The sequence below is a fragment of the Bacillus sp. FJAT-27225 genome (assembly GCF_001685025.1).
Taxonomy (GTDB): Bacteria; Bacillota; Bacilli; order Bacillales; family Cytobacillaceae; genus Bacillus_D.
Genome location: NZ_MAYU01000012.1, coordinates 516,414 through 535,819 on the forward strand (window position 1 = coordinate 516,414; position 19,406 = coordinate 535,819).

Here is a 19,406-nt window from a genome sequence, read left to right on the forward strand (position 1 = left end):
CCCTTTATTTGAGTGTATCGGTTCCCCTTCAAAGGAATGCATATTCATATTGCCCACGGAATATGAATACAAAGATGAATATTCGGAGAGGATGGGTCATATGAGGCACCGGGCATACAAGGAAATGAACAAAATCGCTAATCAGTTGGTTCAGGACCAATCAAAGGACGGGGCCTGGCGTTATCCTTTCGAGACCGGTATCGCGTCAGACTGCAGTATGATTATTTTATTACGGACATTGGAGATAGATGATGAGGAGTTCATAAAAGAATTGGTGAAACGTATCGCCGGAAAACAGCAGGAAGACGGGTCATGGAAGCTGTTTCATGATGAGGAAAAAGGAAATTTGACATCCACAGTGGAAGCGTATTATGCCCTTCTTTATTCTGGCTACCGGAATCCAAAAGACCGGGAAATCGTGGCAGCAAGAAGGTTTATTTTAGCCAACGGAGGGGCCACGGAAGTCCATATGTTTTTGAAAATCTTGTTGGCCGTAACAGGACAATGCGAGTGGCCGCACTTCCCCATTAATATAGAGGTAATGCTTTTACCCGACTCCTTCCCAATTAATCTTTTTGACCTCTCCGTATACTGCAGAGCGAACCTTATCCCCTTTTTAATTCTCGCTAACACTAATTTTCGCAAGAGAACGCAACGCTCGCCCAATCTGTCCGATTTGTTTCAAAAAAGAGAGGTTCGTTTTTTTGCAGAGGATTTAACTGAAGAGACCCGTTCGGTGATCAAATGGATTAAACAGGGGATTCAGGGTCTGAAATACCATGGAAACCTTCGCGAATTAACATTATATAGAGCCGAAAAATATATGCTGGACCGAATCGAACCGGACGGTACCTTTTTAAATTATTTCAGCTCGACTTCTCTCATGATTTATGCCTTACTGGCGAGGGGGTATCCGACTACACATCCAGTGATTACTCGTGCCGTCCAAGGTTTAAAAGCGATGACTTGCCGGATTGACGGAGAACTTCACTGCCAGTACACGACCGCTACGGTCTGGAATACGGCTTTAATTAATGTTGCGCTGCAAGAATCCGGGCTCCCCTATTCATCCAATACTGTTCAACAGGCAAATCATTATATTCTCTCCCGCCAGCATCTTAAATACGGGGATTGGGTCATTCATGAACCGAACCTGGCCCCGGGAGGCTGGGGATTTGCGGACCTGAACACAATCCACCCAGATATCGACGACACAACAGCTGCACTGAGGGCGATCCGTACTTTGGCCACAGAGCAAGTCGATTGTCGGCAGGCATGGAACCGTGGAGTAAATTGGCTCATTTCGATGCAAAACAATGACGGAGGCTGGGCGGCTTTCGAAAAGAATGTGGATAAGAAAGTACTGAATTTGTTACCGATAGAGGGTGGAAAAGATTTATTGATTGATCCGTCGACAGCTGATTTAACGGGAAGGACTTTGGAGTTTTTCGGAAACTATACCCATTTGGACCTTCACCATCCGATGGTGAAAGATGGAATTAGTTGGCTGTTAAAGCATCAAATTTCGGACGGCTCCTGGGTTGGGCGATGGGGCGTGTATATTTATGGCACATGGGCAGCTGTAACCGGATTGGTTGCAGTTGGGGTTCCCCCGAATCATCCAGCTATTCAAAAGGCTCTCACCTGGCTGCGGAAAATTCAAAATCCCGATGGGGGTTGGGGAGAATCGTGTAAAAGTGATATCAAAAATAGGTATGTGCCATTGGGCGAAAGCACCCGCACTCACACTGCCTGGGCACTTGACACCCTCATCTCGGCCGCAACTGGAGTTACACCTGAAATTGAAAACGGTGCAGCTTTTTTAATAGATAGGAAGGAAAAAGAGTGGACGACGGCCTACCCAAAAGGAAGGGGCATGGCAGGCTCCTTTTACCTCAATTATCATTGTTATGAATATGTTTTTCCGTTGATCGCCCTGGCCCATTATCAAAAATTAGCAGGTGGGCAGCTACTAACGGGTAAGGAATTTAATTAAGGATATTCAAATAATCTCCTGAGTGACCCTTGGCATATTTTTTTACCCCGTCCCATAAAATGAACAAACCACAACACCCACTAAAAGGAGGCAGACAAAAGATGCTGGAGGCCCTCCATCCATTTTTGGATCTTAAAACAGTAATTTGGCTGTTTCCCATCATATTTATTTTCCATGACTTAGAAGAAATCATAACCATCGAATCATCCATGGCTGCAAGCAAAAACATCTATCCGAAAACGAACTTCATCGAACAAACAGTTAGAATGAGAGAAAAACTAGGTTCGACTGCTGCCGAGCTGGCTGTTTCGGCTACATGGATTTTACTGATTATCTCCTTCACTACAGTGATGACATCCAGGGGAGGGAGTTTTCTTTTATTTATAGCCATCCTTAATTTATTTGTTTTGCAGGCATTCATGCATATTGTTCAAACCATTATGTTCAAGGGCTACACACCAGGCATCCTAACGTCACTGCTCCTCCTTATCCCTTACTGCCTCGTTACCTATTTTTTTTTAGTCGAAAACGGAAAGTTGGACTGGCATTTACTATTCATCAGCCTTCCGGTTAGTTTGGTTATGATTATGGTTTTCCTAGTTGGCAATCTGTTAGGCCGGTATTTTATTTGATGACTGGCCCAGGACTTTTACTGTAATCGTGTTGGTTAATAAGAGGGATTACTTAGTGCACTTAATTTGCAGTAAGTTACCTTGAGATGGATTATCAAGGCATTGATTTGATGCAAATGAAGTCCTCAAAAAAACCACTCTATTATAGCAGAGTGGTTTTTCTTTGAAGATTCTATTTAAGACCAATTTCAACTGTATATGATTTTCCGTCATTCAGTGTAATTGTGATGTTATACTGACCTTTTTCATACCCCTTTGTACTTAAGTTAAAGATATACTGATTTGAAGTAGCATTGTATCTAAAAAGATTTCCAGTAGTCGCTGCACTAGTTGAAACTGCCTCTATTACATTCCCTTGAGCTTCCGCACCTACTTTCTTAAAACTAATTGTTGCAATTGCAGATGAAACAAATCCTCCTTGGGCATCTCTTAGCTGGAATTTCACCGGAACTGTACTGCCAGCTTTAAAAATGCTGGATCCGTTCTGGTTGATTGGCTGGAGGATTCCGCTGTAGTTGTAGACAATGGTATAGGTTTTCACAACTGTATTTCCAGCTCTATCTGTAGCTTTTACAGTGAATGTTCCAATTTTGCTAGTATCTATTGTACCGCTTTCTTCAGTTACAAGCCCTGATAGTGAATCACTTGCGGTCCAATTGACAACTTGGTTAAGGGTAAATGTAGCGCCATCTTCAACACCTAAGATTTCAGGAGTGGTTTTATCAATATTTATGCCTGAAACAGCGGTTGATTTAGAGTTCCCAGCTTTATCAAAAGCATTACCCTCGACTGATTGGGCCTTACCTTCACCTAATGTAACTGGTTTTGTGTAACTTGCTATCCCGGACAAGCTATCATCAGCCCTAAAGGTGACAGTTACATCATTGTTATACCAGCCATTTTCATTGGCCTGCCGGTCAACAGATCCAGAAATGGTTGGAGCAGTTTTATCAATATTTATACCGGACACAGTAGTTGATTTAGAGTTGCCAGCTTTATCAAAGGCAATACCCTCGACAGATTGGGACTCACCTTCACCCAATGTAACTGGATTTGTGTAACTTGCTATACCTGACAAGCTATCATCTGCTGTAAATTTAACCGTGACATCTGTGTTATACCAACCATTTGAATTAGCATTCCTGTCAGTACTGCCACTAATAGTTGGAGCGGTTTTATCAATATTTATACCATATACAGTAGTTGATTTAGAGTTTCCAGCCTTATCAAAGGCTATACCCTCGACAGACTGGTCCTTACCTTCAACCAATGTAACTGGATTTGTGTAACTTGCTATACCTGACAAGCTATCATCTGCTGTAAATTTAACCGTGACATCTGTGTTATACCAACCATTTGAATTAGCATTCCTGTCAGTACTGCCACTAATAGTTGGAGCGGTTTTATCAATATTTATACCATATACAGTAGTTGATTTAGAGTTTCCAGCCTTATCAAAGGCTATACCCTCGACAGACTGGTCCTTACCTTCAACCAATGTAACTGGATTTGTGTAACTTGCTATACCTGACAAGCTATCATCTGCTGTAAATTTAACCGTGACATCTGTGTTATACCAACCATTTGAATTAGCATTCCTGTCAGTACTGCCACTAATAGTTGGAGCGGTTTTGTCAATATTTATACCGGATACAGTAGTAGATTTAGAGTTACCAGCTTTATCAACGGCAATACCTTCGACAGATTGGGACTCACCTTCATCTAATGTAACTGGATTTGTGTAACTTGCTATACCAGACAAACTATCATCTGCTGTAAATTTAACCGTGACATCTGTGTTATACCAACCATTTGAATTAGCATTCCTGTCTGTACTGCCACTAATAGTTGGAGCGGTTTTGTCAATATTAAGGCTAATACTTCCTGTGCCTACATTCCCAGCCTTGTCAGTTGCACTACCAGTAATGATTTGATCTGCTCCTTCTGCACTGATTGTCACTGGTTCATCGACTGATGCAACGCCTGAACCATTAACATCAGAAGCCTTAAAAGATACTTGTACATCACTGTTATACCAGCCATATTCATTTAGATCTTTATCGGCAGATGCCGTTACTAATGGATTAATAGAGTCATAGAAATACGTAAAGCGCACTGGTTCGCTTTCATTGCCGGCAGCGTCTTTGGCTGAAACGGTTACTGTATTGTTTCCTTGTGAAGCTACAGGTAAATCTAATTCTTGCCTTCCTGTTTGTAATGCACCTTTTGATTCACCATTCACAAATACTTCACTAGCTTCATCAAGTGTAAATGCAAATCGGTTTGGGAGTGTGATGGCGTTGTAAAAACCACTGAGTGGGTTTTCGAGTGTGATAATAGGTGCTGTGGTATCTGCTGGAGCTTGAATAATATTAATATTTACGTTATCAGCCTTTTCATCTACTACTTTATCGTTTCCACTTTCATCAGTGGAGGTCATATTCACCCTAGGTGTAACTGTCCCTGATGCAGTAATAGGAATAGTGTACTCTAGGGTTACTTGCTTCTTCACATTAAGTTCATTGGCTTTAAAAGAAACAGTTTTGCTAGGTTTTCCATCAAAATTTGCAGTTACAGTAACTGCACTTGTTTCATTTGTTCCGAATGGAATTACAGAAATCATTATAGGGACCATTATAGTCTCCCCGGGCTTTCCTGAGATGATAGTACCCTGCTCTGCGACAAGTTCAGCCTTAAGTTCCCCCTGCGCCAACGCAACTCCGGCTGGTATTAATCCAGAAATCATAAGGGCAGTTAGTGAAGCTACAGCCTTTTTCTTAAAGCTGGATTTCTTTTTTCTCTTCATTTTTTCGCCTCTCCTCTCAGATTTACAAACTAAGAGGGCCGGTTACACTACTAGCTCCTTATAGCCCAAGTGTCCAGTTACAGGCTATAATTCATCGCTTCCCAATCATAGAGCCTAATAAAATATGTATAGTATCAACTAGACAAGGTTGGATACAACATGAATAATTCGTTATATCGAACAATATCTATGAGGAAATTATAGTTTAAACTGAAGTTGAAATAAACCTTTTCTAGTCGACAATGAACGATAAAAAACGACAAAAGGCTAACGTGACGGTTCTTGTTAGTCAGAGAGTCGCTAATGGGTATGAGATCCGTCCCTCTTAATCTTGTGACTTCTTCTTAAATTCTTCGTAATATTGCTTGAATTCTTCTTCTCTTATAGCTGTAAAGGATAGTATTTCGCCTGTTGTCCAAAATGACAGGGTGAAACTAGTTGCGTCCCCTTGAAACTCGCCTTCCAGCTTTACGTCTTTTCCGTCTACATTGGTGTAGAATTCAACTATTTTTCCGTCAGTTATCCCGTTTAAATTGTATGTGGTTCCTTTGTACGGTGTGTTGGCATCTCCTGTGTCAGTCATGATGAGTAGAGAGCCCGACAGTTCACCTTGCTGCAAGGCTTCATCGATTTTTATGAACAGCTGATGCTCTTCCCCTGAGAAGGAAAGATATCCGTACATACTGTTTAAATCACTGAAAAATTGCCGGATCTGCTCATTTTCTTTTGACTCGGTATTATAATCTAGTAACGCAATAACGTATTCATCGAGTTCCTTTTGATTAACGGGATTGTACAAGATTGCTTCCGGGTCGCCGTGTCTTTTTACGGAAAGATGTGGTCCAGAAAATGCAATGTCATAGGTAATCATTTTTCCGTCTTTATTTACTGTTAATTCATAGCCATTCTCGGTTTTCTTCCCAGTCAGGCGGTATCTCTGTCTCACAAGTGAAGGCGGCTCCCCGTCTTCTTCAATCAGTTTGCCATTGTGAAAATACCCTTCTATTTCCCCTTTTCGGCTATCCAGCTCAAACCAGTAAATCCTGGCGTTGTCGGTGTATACATAGGCTTCATGTTGGTTTAAAGGTTCGGCACGGACTTCTGCCTCGGTCTTTTCCCACCAGGCTGCAATCCCAATCAGCAATCCCGCTACAGCAGCCACCAGTCCCCAAACTTTTAACCTTCTCATTCGTTTGCCCTCCTGGACCTTTTTTCCGAATTTGAATTTGTGAGATTGCCAGCCTGTAAAGCGATCAGGCTGCCGTACTGGTTACTTAAGAAACGTATTCATTAAATTGACGATGGTTCCGCTAAAGTGTCTCATGTCGATATAAAAGTTTGAGACTTTATATTTTCTAACCAGCCTTAAGAGTAGTTATTTTTTAGCAAAGTAGAACTTTAAGTATATAGATATTCTATGTACATAGTGTTAAGATGTAATAGGGTGTAAATTTCGTTTTATTAAAAGGGGGCTTTTTCATGAAAAAGGTATTGGTGTTACTTTTGGCAGCAATCGTACTGGCTGGATGTGCTGGAAAAGGGAAGACCGCTGAACAACATGGCAAGGGGATTTCTGTGGAAATGGCTGGGTCGCCAACGATCAAGCATATTACGGTGGTTCAGTATGTAAATGGAAGAGAAATTGTCGGTGAAAGCGTAATTAACGCAGATGGAAGTGCACTTAGTAATGGGGAAAATGTGTGGTTTGATGTTCCATTATCCAAAAAGGACAAGCTTGAAATAGCACTCGAATATAGTGAAAAGAATGATGGAACAAATCCTCGGACTACACGAAGAGTTGACATTAGTGAAGCAAGGGCATGGGTGACCTTAAAGTTAAATGAAGAAAATCAATTGGAATTTGTCAACGCGAAATAGCAGTCAAGGGGGGACCGTTCTACTTAGCGACCTAAGTAAAACTGTCCCCCCTTTTGTCATTTTGTAACTAGGCTTCTGGGTTAGGCCTGAATATGTTGACGATTTTCATAACAATTTTTTTTAGAAGCTCGTAATGGGCGAACATTAAGAGAATATACCATTCTATTAAACAGCCGAGCGGGTAATCATAGGGATCTCCGTTGATTTTTTCTTCGATATCATTTGTTACCCCCAGCACGACCGAGCAGCCAACAAAATAGAGGTACTGCCTCAATGCATACATCCAATCACTCTGGTCCCCGCCAATTGCTACAATTACGCTAAAAATAGCGACTACAAAGAACCACACACTTGCGAATAACGATACGAACATGACTATAAAGCGAATAAATCCAAAAATAATTAAAGCCAATGTTTTTAAAAATTTTAAAATGTTCAACACCCCAACCTGCTTACGGAATCCTTTATAGCATCGTATTTCTTAAAAACCCCAAATTATGTACTATTATATAATTTTCTCATAAAGCATGTGAACCTGACAAACTTTCAAGAAGGATTACGATGCTTTATGTTGAATTTCATAGAACAGAAGAACGTAATGTAATGGAGGGCGATTTAAACGGAGACGGTTAATTTTACTAAAAGCAATGCTATCTTTGAAAAGGTTGAGGAAACTTTTTTGCGGCACAAAGCCGTAATCTTAAAAGTACTGCCAGAAGCAGATATCCAGCACGTTGGAAGTTCAGCAGTCCCAAACAGCCTGACAAAGGGGGATTTGGATATACAAGTCAGGGTTAGCGCAACTGACTTTCCAGAAGCAGTCCGGAAACTTTCAAAGTTGTATCAGCTTAACGAGGGCAGTTCAAAAACGGAATCGTTCAGAGCGTTTAAAGACGATTCAGAAGTTCTCCCTTTGGGTGTGCAGCTAACTGTTATCGATTCAGAACTTGATATCTTCTGGAAACTACGAGATGTTTTGCTGTCAAATGATAAGTACAGAAAGAAATATGATGATTTGAAGAGAAAATATGAAGGAAGAGATATGGAACTTTATAGAGAGGCAAAAAACAGCTTCTTCGAAAGGTTAATGGAAACGCCGGAGTTTAAACGTGTAGATGGCTAAAGGGACGGGTCTCTCATTGGCACTATTTATTAGTTCATTTCTTTACACAAAACCAAAGACAGGAAAAGGCCCGGGGCAAAATAGGACGGGTTCGGTTTTCGAGCACATAAATAAGGAAGTATTTCTAGATGAGGTGTTTGATTGTATAAGGTAGGAACTGAAACAGAAAGATTAGTTATTCGATTACTAGAAGAGAAAGATTATTCCACATGGCTTACACAATATGAAAATCGGTTCCCTTCTCAACATAAATACGATGAAGGGAAATTGGATATGAGCATCTGTACGAAGGAATGGTTCCGGGATTTAGTTACTAAACATCATCAGATGGCCGAGAATGACGAGGTATATGTGTTTGGGGTGTTTAGAAAAGCAGATCATGCTCATATTGGCTTTATAGACTTTTCGACAATTATGAGGGAAGAATATCAATGGGCCAGGTTTGGATATACAATACATAACCAATTCTGGAGGCAAGGTTATGGTAAAGAAGCCGTAAAAGCAGCAATTGATTTTGCATTTGAAAAATTAAATTACCATCGGATAGAAGCCCATATAAACCTTGATAATATAGCATCTATAAAGATAGCAGAAAGCGTTGGAATGGTTTATGAATGCACGAGGAAAGGGTTCATTTACGAAGACGACAAATGGACTGATCATCTAGTATACGTTATAAATGCAAAGTCATAGTGAATGGGGACGGCTCTACTTAGCGAAAGCTTAATAGAACCGTCCCCGTTTGCTGTGTTGTTAGTTCGCTTCAGCTAATGAGAAACGTCCCTCTTTGCTGAGTGTGACCATTTCAATGAAGTGGCGCATAATTCGGGTGTCTTGTGTAAGTTCAGGGTGGAAGGAGCAGCCAAGGAATTGGCCGTCTTGAGCCAGGACAATCCGGTCTTCGTGAGTTGCGAGGACTTTGACGTTTTCCCCGACCGATACGATATGCGGTGCCCGGATGAAGACGGCGGGAATGTCTTCGCCGACTCCTTCAACAGACAGTTCGACTTGGAAGCTGTCAACTTGCCGCCCGAATGAGTTCCGTTCGACGACTGCGTCCATTACGCCTAGATGCGGCGCATCGTAACCGACGATTTCTTTTGCCAAAAGAATCAGGCCCGCACATGTTCCGAACATCGGAACGCCTTGGGCGGCTAATCCGTGGATTGGCTCAAGCAACTCGTAACGGTCAAGCAGCTTCCGCATGGTTGTGCTTTCCCCGCCAGGTAGTACGAGGCCGTCCAGTTCCTGGAGATCTCCAACTGATTTGACCGCAACTGCCTCGCAGCCTAGCTCTTCAATTTGCCTCACATGCTCTCTGACTGCACCTTGTAATGCCAGTACTCCGATTTTCAGCATCTTACCAGCCACGTTCCTGCATCCGTTCTGTTGGATGAAGTGTTGAAATATCGATGCCTTTCATCGGCGTGCCCAGCTCTTTAGAAATTTCGGCAATCAGTTTGTAGTCCTGGTAGTGAGTTGTTGCTTCTACAATTGCGCGAGCGAACTTCTCAGGGTTTTCGGATTTGAAAATGCCTGAACCAACAAATACGCCATCCGCCCCCAGTTCCATCATTAGCGCAGCATCAGCAGGTGTCGCTACTCCGCCGGCAGCAAAATTAACAACTGGCAGGCGTCCAAGTTTTTTAATTTCCAACAGCAATTCAAATGGTGCTCCAAGATTTTTTGCTTCCGTCATCAATTCATCTTCGTTCATACCGACGACGCGTCGTACTTGTGCATTCACTTTTCTGATATGGCGAACTGCTTCAACGATGTTTCCTGTTCCTGGTTCACCTTTTGTGCGAAGCATTGACGCTCCTTCACCGATCCGGCGCGCAGCTTCTCCTAAATCACGGCAACCGCAAACGAACGGTACAGTGTAATTGCTTTTTAAAAGATGAAATTCTTCGTCAGCAGGTGTTAATACTTCACTTTCGTCTATGTAGTCGACACCCATTGCTTCCAGCACGCGTGCTTCAACGATGTGGCCAATTCGTGCTTTTGCCATGACCGGAATCGATACAGCATTCAGCACTTCCTCAACGATGCGGGGATCTGCCATACGGGCAACTCCGCCATTCTTACGGATATCGGATGGAACTGCCTCAAGCGCCATAACCGCAACTGCGCCTGCAGCTTCAGCGATTTTTGCCTGCTCCGCATTGATAACGTCCATGATGACGCCGCCCTTTTGCATTTCGGCCATTCCACGTTTTACTAGTTCGGTTCCAAGCTGTTTCATGAAAAAACCCTCCAATAAGTTAATAATTTTCAGTATAATAGATATTGACTATAGTAAAAGACTCAGTTTTTCGAAAAACGCTAAGGTCAGTTTGGAGGGTTGCAAATGGATATGCTGATGTTTAGGTTGGATAAGAGTACAGACAAGCCCTTATATGACCAGCTTTATAGCGGAATAAAGGAAGCGATTATCCATAAGCAAATCGCTGTCGGCACGAAATTGCCTTCTAAAAGAAAACTGGCTGATTTCCTGAATATCAGCCAAACGACGGTTGAAATTGCTTACGCCCAGCTTCTAGCGGAAGGCTTTATCGTATCGCGGCCGCGGGTGGGTTTTTTTGTCGAAGAGATTGATGAATTGCCTTATGTCGAAAAAGAAGTGCTGGATTTGCCTGTTGAGCGGGATGTGAAAAAATCGTACGAATTCGACTTCCATCCCGGAAAAATAGATGGGGACTCGTTTCCGTTTTCAGTTTGGCGGAAATACGCAAAAGATTTATTTGAAGACGGTTCAAAGGAACTTTTGCAAATTGGCGAACCTCAAGGGGAATACGCGCTGCGGGCAGAAATTGCGAACTATCTTTTTCAATCGAGGGGAATTGTCTGCCGGCCGGAACAGATTGTGATTGGCTCGGGGACGGAGCATCTGCTGCCGATGATTTTGCGATTGTTGGAGAACGACTCGAAGTTTGCCCTCGAGAACCCAGGATATTCTGCGATTCCGAGAATACACTTGCGGGGCAGCGCCATTCCGGTGCCGGTTGATGAAGATGGTCTGGTTGTCGACGAACTTGAAAATACAAACGCCAATGTTGTGTACATTACCCCCTCTCACCAGTTTCCGACCGGAGCCGTTTTATCAGCAGCCAGGAGAACGCAGCTGTTGAAATGGGCGTCAGCGGATGAAAATCGCTATATCATTGAGGACGACTATGATAGCGAGTTTCGCTATATTGGAAAGCCAATTCCTGCGTTACATGGGCTGGACAAGAACGGGAAGGTTATTTACATCAGCACGTTTACCAAGTCGTTAATGCCATCATTGCGGGTGGCCTATATGGTGCTGCCAGCTACTTTGCTTAGGAAATACAAGGAGACCTTCAGCTATTACTCGGCAACCGTACCACGGTTCGACCAGCACATTTTGGCCAGCTTCATGAGGGACGGGCATTTTTCAAAACACCTGAACCGGATGCGGAAAATTTACGGCAAAAAGCATGACAAAATCACGCAGGTGTTTGAGACGTATTATCCTGATGTCGCATTCACCGGCGACCAGGCCGGGATGCATATTTTAATTTCTGTGCCGCTTGCTAAGAATGAAGCGGAATTAAAGCAGATTGCAGCGGATCACGGCATCGCTATTTATCCGGTAAGCGATTATTTGCTGCGGCCTATTGAGTATGCACATCCTACTTTCTTATTGGGTTTTGGCGGCATTCCGCTCGAGCACCTTGAAGCAGGCATCCATCGGTTGATGAAGTGTTGGGGGATGGCTGAAGGGTAAGGTTCTGGTTTGCGGGGTGAGTATGCCAGCGGCTGATTGTTAAAATTTACAGGATAGCAAACTTTCGTTATAGGAAATTTGTGTACTGGTGAGGACAAACAATTTCCGGTTGAGACGCACAAAAGGAAATTGTTTACAAAAATAATAGTTGAATACTGATAAGATCGTAAAGATGTGTGAGACTCGTTCGAAAATGAATTGCATTTTCTCCTGCTGGTTTTAAAAAGGCTCTCAACGATCTGGCGTCGGGTTGTCTAACAAGGTGTTCGTGGACGTTTTGATTGTCTAGATCCGATGAAATATCCACCAACAAGGTATTCGTGGACGTTTTGGGTGTCTAGAACCGATGAAACGTCCACCAACAAGGTATTCGTGGACGTTTTGGTTGTCTAGAACCGATGAAACGTCCACCAACAAGGTATTCGTGGACATTTTGGGTGTCTAGAACAGATGAAATGTCCACCAACCAATTAGTTGTGGCTTCCCCTGTATTGAGTTTAATAAACACTTAGGATTTCATTGACTGATTTACAATCCTTTAGGTTTTTTCCTGGCAGCCATTGGTACCGTTTTGGGCCCTGCACACACCCAAAATGTCACTAATAGCTTGTATTGGTACCATTTCAGGCCTTGCATACAAGCAAAACGTTACCAATAGCGCGTATTAGTAACGTTTTAGACCTCGCACACACGCAAAACGTCACCAATAGCTCTGGGATGCAGAGAAATACACGAAAGACCCAGTCCAAATGACCGGGCCTTTCATTATGTTGAAAGTTGGCTAACCAGAGCCGCCCCCTTAACCGCCTATTCACTGCTACAGCATTTTTTCAATAACAGAATTAGCGGTCAATTCCTTGTTTTGCGCTGATTCCTTGAATGTTCGTTTGAAATACTCCACATACAGAAGGTCGAGCAGGTATAGCTGTGAGATTTTTGCGCTTAGGCTGCCGCCTTGGAGCGGGCCTTCATTGGCACCGCAAAGCAGGGTGATATCCGCATAATTCGTTAGCGGCGATTTGGCGAATCGGGTGATGGAGATGATTTTGGCTCCCCGTTCTTTTACTACTTTTGCGACATCGATGGTATCCTTAGTTGATCCTGAATAAGAGATTAACACGGCGACATCGTTTTCCGACATCAACGCGGCTGACATCACCTGCAGATGTGTGTCAAGCGAGCATTCGGTTTTATTAGTGATCCGTATAAACTTATTCTTGGCTTCCATAGCCGTCATGAGTGAGGCTCCAACTCCGAAAAAGTGAATTCGGTTTGCCGCTATCATATAATCGATTGCCAACGAGATACCGCTTTCATTTAGCAGGTTGCGGGTTTGTGTTAGGGCATTTACAGTTGTTCTTAAAATTTTCGAAGACAGGTCCCCAATTGTATCATTCATCGTAATTTCGCTTGATAGCTGAGGAGTCCCTTCGTCTTGTGATGATACGCTGTGAGCGAGGACGATTTTAAATTCTTGATATCCTTTCAGATTCATTGTTTTACAGAATCTAAAAACACTAGACTCACCTACATTGCAGGCATCAGCAAGGTCTGTGATCGACATATAAAGAACATCTTTTGTATTCTCAATGATGTAGTCCGCAACTTTTTTTTCGGTATTCGTAAAAGCGTTATATCTTGAACGAATCAGTGAAAAAATGTCGACATTTGCCATGATACACTCCTTTTAATCCTCACTTCGCAGGTGAAGTGAAATTGCCCCCAGCATCCCGGCTTTATTTCCTAACGAAGCTTTGATTATTTTTACATCAGAAAAGCTTTCCATAATACTTTCTTGTACTTGATCAGAAACTTTTTCTACTAGGAATTCCTGCTCCATGACACCGCCGCCGACAATAATCGCAGGCGGGTTGAAAATATGGATCAATGATGCCAGCCCCAGGGCGGCTTCCTCAACCCAATCGTTCACGACGTTTTCTAACGCAGAATTCCCTAGCTTGATTTTACCAAAAATAACCTTGCCATTTGTACATTCTGGATCAATTTCCATTGCTTTTTTTACTAGGGCGGTTGTAGAAGCATATGTTTCGTAGCACCCGCGTCCGCCGCAGTTACATTGATTGCCGTGAGGATGGGTGATCATATGCCCAAATTCGCCGGCAACCCCCTTGGCTCCTTTGTAAACCTTTGAATCAAGGATGATGGCTCCGCCTATCCCGGTTCCGTATGTTAAACAGAGGAAATCTGTAAATTGCCGTCCGGCGCCAAAATATTTTTCCCCTAACGCCGCGGCGTTTACATCGTTTTCGACCTTAACAGGCACTTTAAATGTTCCCTCTAAAATCTCTTTTAATCGTGTTCCGGTATAATTTGGGATGTTTTCATTGGCGTAAATAATAGAACCTTCTTCACTGTCAACCTGCCCGGCAGTACTTATGCCGATCGCATCGAAGCCAGTAAATCCTGAAATAATCTTAATCAGTTTTTCTACTATATATGGGCCGCCCTTTTTACTTTCAGTATCATATTCTTGAAATAGCTCTATATTTCCTGCTTCATCGGAGAGGCATGTCTTGATTGAAGTACCCCCGATATCGATGGCAACTATTTTCACCTTATTCACCCTCTCGCTACTTACACGTTAAGAAACAAAATCCCGCGAGAGACTCGAGGGATTATGCTTTGGAAAAAATTTTCTCCATTAAAGAATGGCGTTGACAAACCTTTTCGTAATTTCCATCGGCCTTGTGATCGCTGTGCCGACTACAGCTGTATGAACTCCAGCTTCAAAAACAGCCTTTAATTGTTCAGGTGTCCAAATGCCTCCCTCGGCAATTACCGGGACCGGCAGTTCACTAGCCAACTTCCGAAGCATCTCCGTGTCAGGCAGCGTTCTTCCTTGTGTGTAGTCAGTATAGCCACTCAACGTCGACCCAACACAATCAAAGCCAAGTTCGTATGCTTTCTTTCCTTCTTCAAAAGTAGAACAATCTGCCATAAAGAGTTGGTCTTTATATTTTTCTTTTATAACAGGAAATACTTCTTCGATCGTCTTGCCGTCAGGCCTGATTCGATTGGTCGCATCCAGGGCAATGATATCGACACCTTCCTGATAAAGAAGGTCAATTTCTTCTAAAGTAGGAGTAATAAACACATCGGAATCGTCAAAGACGCGCTTGATAATACCGATAATTGGCAAATCAACTGTTTTCTTGATTTCCCTTATATCTTCTACACTATTAGCACGAATACCCTTTGCCCCGCCAAGTTTGGCTGCATATGCCATTCTGCCCATAATAAATGGGCTATGAAGCGGCTCCTCGGGCAGAGCTTGGCAGGAAACAATTAAATTTCCTTTAAGCTGGTCAAAAATTTTATTCTTATTATCCATTTATAGCAACTCCAAGTAAAATTTTATCCTTTTTCTGCACCAATCGCCAAACCTTTAGTAAAGTATTTTTGGAAGAAAATAAAGATGACGATCATCGGGATTGCTGCAACTGTTGCCCCTGCCATCTTATAGGCAAAGTTCGGGTTTAGATCCTGCATTAATGAAGCAATACCAACCATTAACGTTTTCGATTCCGAACTCTGGCCAACAACGAGCTGCCATAGGTAATCGTTCCATACCGTTACGAAGTTCAAAATGAACAGGGCACCAATACCTGGTTTTACAATCGGCATAATGATCTTGTAGAAGGTATAAAATTCACCCGCGCCGTCAATCTTGGCGGCTTCCCGAAGTGAGTCAGGGATTGAGTCAAAGAATCCCTTCAGCAAGAATACCCCAAAGGCTGTCGCTACGTTCGGCCAAATCATCCCCTGAAGCGAATTGACCATGCCGAAATCCTGGATAATCCTGAACAATGGAACAATCATCACTTCTTTTGGAATCATTAAGCTGGAAATAAAGATAATGTAGATAACATTCTTCCCTTTAAACTTGAGCTTTGAAAATGCATAGGCTGCAAGGGAACTAACGATAATCACGGCAATCGTGGTAACTAACGAGACATAAATACTATTAAATGTCCATTTCAAGGCCGGCTGGTTCTGGAACACATCTATATAGTTACTCCAAGTAAATGTAGTCGGGAACCAATCTGGCGGCATTTTTATAACATCGGCACTATTTTTAAATGAGCTGGTAACTAACCAGTAAAGAGGAAACAGGTTCAGGATTGCAAAGAATATAACAATCACGTTTGCAACAACGTCAACCGTTTCTCTTTTTCGTTTATTTTTATTTTTCTCCTTCAACATCACCTGTCACCTCAATCCTTCTTAAACATTGCTCTTAATTGTGGAACCGATAACGCCAATGTAATCAAGAACATAATCACGCCGACAGCAGAAGCAATTCCGAGCTGGTTGTACTTAAAGGCGTTATTATACAAGAAGTACATTAGTGTCGTTGATGCATTGTTTGGTCCTCCGCCAGTTAAGAGTTGGATGACAACGAAGATTTTTAAAACGGCGATAATATTAATAATTGTAATATAGATTGTAGTAGGTTTTACCAATGGAATCAGAATTTTAAAGATGATCGTCTTACGGCTGGCACCATCCACTTCTGCCGCTTCAAAAAGTTCCTTTGGAACCCCGATCATCGAAGCTATATAAAGAATGATCGCTTGACCAACGTTAGTTGCAAAAGTCACGAATATAATCACGGGCAATACGGTGTTCGGATTCCCCAACAGGTTTATCTGCCCCATATCCATCTGCTTCATGATATACGAAATTAATCCATTTGCCGGATTAAGCAAAAAGCTCCAAACCATACTCATTACAACCATTGAAACCATTACCGGGATGTAATAGGCTCCTCTAATAAACGAAACATATTTTGCGTTTTTATCGAATACAGCCGCAGACACAAACAAGGCAAATGCTACTGTTAAAGCAACTATACAAACGACGAATATGACGGTATTGATTGTCGATTTGACAAACACAGGGTTTTCAAACAGCCTTTGATAGTTTTCAAAACCGACAAATACTTGATTAGTGTAGTTAATTTTGTATAAGGATAAGCGAATTCCTTCAATGATTGGATAGACAAGGAATAGTAAAAACAGGATCAGCTGCGGAGCGATAAACAAGTATCCTGTCATATTCTCCTTAAAAACATGCTTGTTAAACTTCATAAAGATCCTTAACCTTTCTAACAGTAAAGCCCCAAAGGAGGGGCTTTATTGTTTATGTTTTAACGAAGAAGGTTATTCAATGGCAGAGTTTTCTCTCGCTTCTTTTATGATTCGGTTGCCATTCTTCTCATAATCCTTGACCGCATCTTCTGGTGACTTCTGGCCTGTAAAGAGCGCTTGCAGTTCAGGATATAACGCCTGTCTCAACTCGCTGTAACCAGGTACGCTTCCTGTAAAGTTGAACAAGTATGGAGAGTTTTTATCATACGCTTCAAATAATGGGTTTTCTGACTTAAATTCATCTACCACAGACGTTCTGACAGGAACACCATTTTTCGATGCTTTAACGAGTTCAGGATCAGTCGAGAAGAATTTAACAAAATCCTTACTTACTTTCATTCTAGTTTCATCTTGTGTATTAAATACTGCCGCGCCGGACACATACGTAAAGCTTAATGGGTCGCCGCTTTCAGATGGAATGTTTGCTAGTCTGATATCGAATTTAGGTGCTTTCCCTTCCTCCATTTCCGCTTTTGTGTTATTAAATAAAACGGAGTTTGTGAAGGCGATTGCAATTTTTTGGTTTTTAAACATAGCCAGTACGTCGTTGGAAGAAACAGATTCTGCACCAGGATTGCTCAAACCGGCATCATATGTTTTCTTTAACCATTCAGCTGCTTTTGCACCCTTCTCATCACCAACGATAATATTTCCTTTTTTATCAAAGAACTCACTGCCAAACATCCTTAAATAAGCAAGATTCCATGTATCACCTTGATTATTCAGCGCATAAAGGCCCATTGGATACGTATCGTTTGGCAACTTTTCCTTTAGCGTATTTAAAATTGTTTCATATTCTTCGAGAGTCCATGTTTTAATTTCATTCTCATCGCCGATATATTCTTCAAGGCCTGCCTCTTTAAACATATCTGCATTGTAGGATAACGTTCCCGGCATATGGGAGAACGGATAGAAGTAAATATCTTCTCCAAAGGTCACGCTGTCCCAATAACTTTGGTCAATATCCTTCTTTGCATCCTCGTCGACAATATCATTTAGAGGAACCAATGCACCGCGATGAGCGTAGTCACCCATGGCAAATGTACTTTCAAAGAAGATATCTGGCGGAGTACCGCCGTTTAATTTAACGTTCAACAGTTCATCACGCTGGTCACTGGCAATGACTTCCACGTTTACTTTAACGTCATGCTCCTTGTATTGCTCTGAGAATTTTTCGGCAGCATGCTTGAAGAAGCTGTCATAATCTGCCCCTTGTTCAGAGGAATCCATGACACCCTTCCATTGCGGCGTCAGCATCAGGGACAATTCGACTGTTTTTCCGTCTGATGATCCTCCAGACGATTTGCCGGACTCATCACTTGAACATCCAGCCAAGAAAACGGAAGCTGCCAGGATGCCGGATAAAGCGGTTGCAAAAAAACGCTTTTTTCTCATATCTTTCTCTCCCTTGATAACATAGTTTTTAGTTTATTGAAGACAAGCTCTGCGAGAAGCTTGTGTCCTTCCTCATCTAAATGCATAAAATCAACCGTATTCATTGGAACCATGCCTTTTGTATCGAGAAAGTCTATTTCCTCCAGTTGCAAGAGTTCCGCCAAGTGCAGGGATAACTCTGCCGACTTGATGTCACAGCCTTTTCCCATCGATTTTCCTACTTCGGTATCGAAGTACTCCTTGCCAATCGGAGGCGGAGCAATTACCAGCACGTTCGGACCTTCGCCGTTTATGCCGGCAGGCGTACTTTTGGCTTTTTTCGCGAGCCGTGCGATCCCTTGTGCAATGTTATACGAAGTGAAATGAAATCTCTCTTTCGTGTCATTTGTACCTAACATGATGATGACCATTTCAAGCGGCGCATGGCTCATTAAACACGGATGGATATAATTCAGGCCATTTAATCCTTCAAAGAGAGGATCATCGATAACAGCCGTCCTCCCCGAAAGCCCTTCTTCCACAACCTGAAACTGTTCGCCCAGCTTTTCAGCAAGAAGGCTTGTCCATCTGACGCCTTCTGGAAATCGTTCCTGGGATTTTGCATCAAAGCCCCACGTATTCGAATCACCGAAGCAGACGATTCTTCTTTTCATT

At 42.4% G+C, this 19,406-nt stretch carries 18 protein-coding genes and 1 riboswitch; of the genes, 6 read left to right on the forward strand and 12 right to left on the reverse strand.

Annotation, left to right across the window (positions count from 1 at the left end; all coding sequences use genetic code 11):
* Positions 1-100: 100 nt before the first annotated feature.
* Both shc and A8F94_RS09915 read left to right on the forward strand, forming a co-directional pair.
* The gene (gene shc, locus A8F94_RS09910; protein ID WP_066199127.1) at positions 101-1,996 is read left to right on the forward strand and encodes a squalene--hopene cyclase; all 1,896 of its coding nucleotides are present in this window, start codon (positions 101-103) and stop codon (positions 1,994-1,996) included.
* Between the two features lie 101 nt (positions 1,997-2,097).
* Entirely contained in the window at positions 2,098-2,628 is a 531-nt protein-coding gene (locus A8F94_RS09915) for an HXXEE domain-containing protein (protein WP_066199129.1), read from the forward strand.
* A gap of 172 nt (positions 2,629-2,800) precedes the next feature.
* Here A8F94_RS09915 and A8F94_RS09920 read toward each other — a convergent pair whose 3' ends face one another.
* Positions 2,801-5,434: a PxKF domain-containing protein gene (locus tag A8F94_RS09920; protein WP_066199133.1), complete on the reverse strand. Its 2,634-nt coding sequence runs from the start codon at positions 5,432-5,434 to the stop codon at positions 2,801-2,803.
* Between the two features lie 29 nt (positions 5,435-5,463).
* A riboswitch (cyclic di-GMP riboswitch) is annotated at positions 5,464-5,545 on the reverse strand.
* A gap of 214 nt (positions 5,546-5,759) precedes the next feature.
* The gene (locus A8F94_RS09925) at positions 5,760-6,623 is read right to left on the reverse strand and encodes a hypothetical protein (protein ID WP_066199136.1); all 864 of its coding nucleotides are present in this window, start codon (positions 6,621-6,623) and stop codon (positions 5,760-5,762) included.
* Positions 6,624-6,913: 290 nt separating this feature from the next.
* On the opposite strand from A8F94_RS09925, the gene A8F94_RS09930 reads away from it, so the two are divergent.
* Complete coding sequence (locus A8F94_RS09930) at positions 6,914-7,312, forward strand: lipoprotein (RefSeq protein WP_066199139.1); 399 nt, start codon at positions 6,914-6,916, stop codon at positions 7,310-7,312.
* Positions 7,313-7,379: 67 nt separating this feature from the next.
* Here A8F94_RS09930 and A8F94_RS09935 read toward each other — a convergent pair whose 3' ends face one another.
* Positions 7,380-7,751, reverse strand: coding sequence for a hypothetical protein (locus tag A8F94_RS09935; RefSeq protein WP_066199141.1), 372 nt, complete (start codon positions 7,749-7,751; stop codon positions 7,380-7,382).
* A gap of 213 nt (positions 7,752-7,964) precedes the next feature.
* On the opposite strand from A8F94_RS09935, the gene A8F94_RS09940 reads away from it, so the two are divergent.
* Together A8F94_RS09940 and A8F94_RS09945 are read left to right on the forward strand one after the other, a co-directional pair.
* Positions 7,965-8,435 carry a GrpB family protein gene (locus A8F94_RS09940; protein WP_066199143.1) on the forward strand — a complete coding sequence of 157 codons (471 nt, stop codon included), beginning with the start codon at positions 7,965-7,967 and terminating at the stop codon, positions 8,433-8,435.
* Positions 8,436-8,576: 141 nt separating this feature from the next.
* Positions 8,577-9,128: a GNAT family N-acetyltransferase gene (locus A8F94_RS09945; RefSeq protein ID WP_066199146.1), complete on the forward strand. Its 552-nt coding sequence runs from the start codon at positions 8,577-8,579 to the stop codon at positions 9,126-9,128.
* A 60-nt stretch (positions 9,129-9,188) separates the two neighbouring features.
* Here A8F94_RS09945 and pdxT read toward each other — a convergent pair whose 3' ends face one another.
* A complete protein-coding gene (gene pdxT, locus A8F94_RS09950; protein ID WP_066200433.1) occupies positions 9,189-9,791 on the reverse strand; it encodes a pyridoxal 5'-phosphate synthase glutaminase subunit PdxT in 603 nt (200 codons plus the stop codon).
* Positions 9,792-9,795: 4 nt separating this feature from the next.
* The gene (gene pdxS / locus A8F94_RS09955) at positions 9,796-10,680 is read right to left on the reverse strand and encodes a pyridoxal 5'-phosphate synthase lyase subunit PdxS (RefSeq protein WP_066199147.1); all 885 of its coding nucleotides are present in this window, start codon (positions 10,678-10,680) and stop codon (positions 9,796-9,798) included.
* A 105-nt stretch (positions 10,681-10,785) separates the two neighbouring features.
* Here pdxS and pdxR point away from each other — a divergent pair, with 105 nt between their 5' ends.
* Entirely contained in the window at positions 10,786-12,186 is a 1,401-nt protein-coding gene (pdxR, locus tag A8F94_RS09960; RefSeq protein WP_175384389.1) for a MocR-like pyridoxine biosynthesis transcription factor PdxR, read from the forward strand.
* An 817-nt stretch (positions 12,187-13,003) separates the two neighbouring features.
* Here pdxR and A8F94_RS09965 read toward each other — a convergent pair.
* From A8F94_RS09965 to A8F94_RS09995, 7 genes are all read right to left on the reverse strand, one after another.
* On the reverse strand, positions 13,004-13,861 hold the full coding sequence (locus A8F94_RS09965) for a MurR/RpiR family transcriptional regulator (protein ID WP_066199148.1): 858 nt from the start codon (positions 13,859-13,861) through the stop codon (positions 13,004-13,006).
* Positions 13,862-13,873: 12 nt separating this feature from the next.
* The gene (locus A8F94_RS09970) at positions 13,874-14,761 is read right to left on the reverse strand and encodes an ROK family protein (protein WP_066199153.1); all 888 of its coding nucleotides are present in this window, start codon (positions 14,759-14,761) and stop codon (positions 13,874-13,876) included.
* Between the two features lie 87 nt (positions 14,762-14,848).
* Positions 14,849-15,538, reverse strand: coding sequence for an N-acetylmannosamine-6-phosphate 2-epimerase (locus tag A8F94_RS09975; RefSeq protein WP_066199159.1), 690 nt, complete (start codon positions 15,536-15,538; stop codon positions 14,849-14,851).
* Positions 15,539-15,561: 23 nt separating this feature from the next.
* Entirely contained in the window at positions 15,562-16,410 is an 849-nt protein-coding gene (locus A8F94_RS09980; protein WP_066199161.1) for a carbohydrate ABC transporter permease, read from the reverse strand.
* Between the two features lie 11 nt (positions 16,411-16,421).
* Positions 16,422-17,297 carry a carbohydrate ABC transporter permease gene (locus A8F94_RS09985; protein WP_066199166.1) on the reverse strand — a complete coding sequence of 292 codons (876 nt, stop codon included), beginning with the start codon at positions 17,295-17,297 and terminating at the stop codon, positions 16,422-16,424.
* A 72-nt stretch (positions 17,298-17,369) separates the two neighbouring features.
* Positions 17,370-18,752, reverse strand: coding sequence for an ABC transporter substrate-binding protein (locus A8F94_RS09990; protein WP_066199168.1), 1,383 nt, complete (start codon positions 18,750-18,752; stop codon positions 17,370-17,372).
* Positions 18,749-19,405, reverse strand: coding sequence for an SGNH/GDSL hydrolase family protein (locus A8F94_RS09995; protein WP_066199170.1), 657 nt, complete (start codon positions 19,403-19,405; stop codon positions 18,749-18,751). Before A8F94_RS09995 ends, A8F94_RS09990 begins: the two co-directional genes overlap by 4 nt.
* Position 19,406 lies beyond the last annotated feature (1 nt).

Coding starts and splice junctions, on each gene's coding strand:
- A8F94_RS09965 (WP_066199148.1), bottom strand. CDS start 13,861: ATGGCAAATGTCGACATTTTTTCACTGATTCGTTCAAGATATAACGCT.
- A8F94_RS09990 (WP_066199168.1), bottom strand. CDS start 18,752: ATGAGAAAAAAGCGTTTTTTTGCAACCGCTTTATCCGGCATCCTGGCA.
- A8F94_RS09995 (WP_066199170.1), bottom strand. CDS start 19,405: ATGAAAAGAAGAATCGTCTGCTTCGGTGATTCGAATACGTGGGGCTTT.
- shc (WP_066199127.1), top strand. CDS start 101: ATGAGGCACCGGGCATACAAGGAAATGAACAAAATCGCTAATCAGTTG.
- A8F94_RS09985 (WP_066199166.1), bottom strand. CDS start 17,297: ATGAAGTTTAACAAGCATGTTTTTAAGGAGAATATGACAGGATACTTG.
- A8F94_RS09920 (WP_066199133.1), bottom strand. CDS start 5,434: ATGAAGAGAAAAAAGAAATCCAGCTTTAAGAAAAAGGCTGTAGCTTCA.
- A8F94_RS09930 (WP_066199139.1), top strand. CDS start 6,914: ATGAAAAAGGTATTGGTGTTACTTTTGGCAGCAATCGTACTGGCTGGA.
- pdxS (WP_066199147.1), bottom strand. CDS start 10,680: ATGAAACAGCTTGGAACCGAACTAGTAAAACGTGGAATGGCCGAAATG.
- A8F94_RS09980 (WP_066199161.1), bottom strand. CDS start 16,410: ATGTTGAAGGAGAAAAATAAAAATAAACGAAAAAGAGAAACGGTTGAC.
- A8F94_RS09925 (WP_066199136.1), bottom strand. CDS start 6,623: ATGAGAAGGTTAAAAGTTTGGGGACTGGTGGCTGCTGTAGCGGGATTG.
- pdxR (WP_175384389.1), top strand. CDS start 10,786: ATGGATATGCTGATGTTTAGGTTGGATAAGAGTACAGACAAGCCCTTA.
- A8F94_RS09915 (WP_066199129.1), top strand. CDS start 2,098: ATGCTGGAGGCCCTCCATCCATTTTTGGATCTTAAAACAGTAATTTGG.
- A8F94_RS09975 (WP_066199159.1), bottom strand. CDS start 15,538: ATGGATAATAAGAATAAAATTTTTGACCAGCTTAAAGGAAATTTAATT.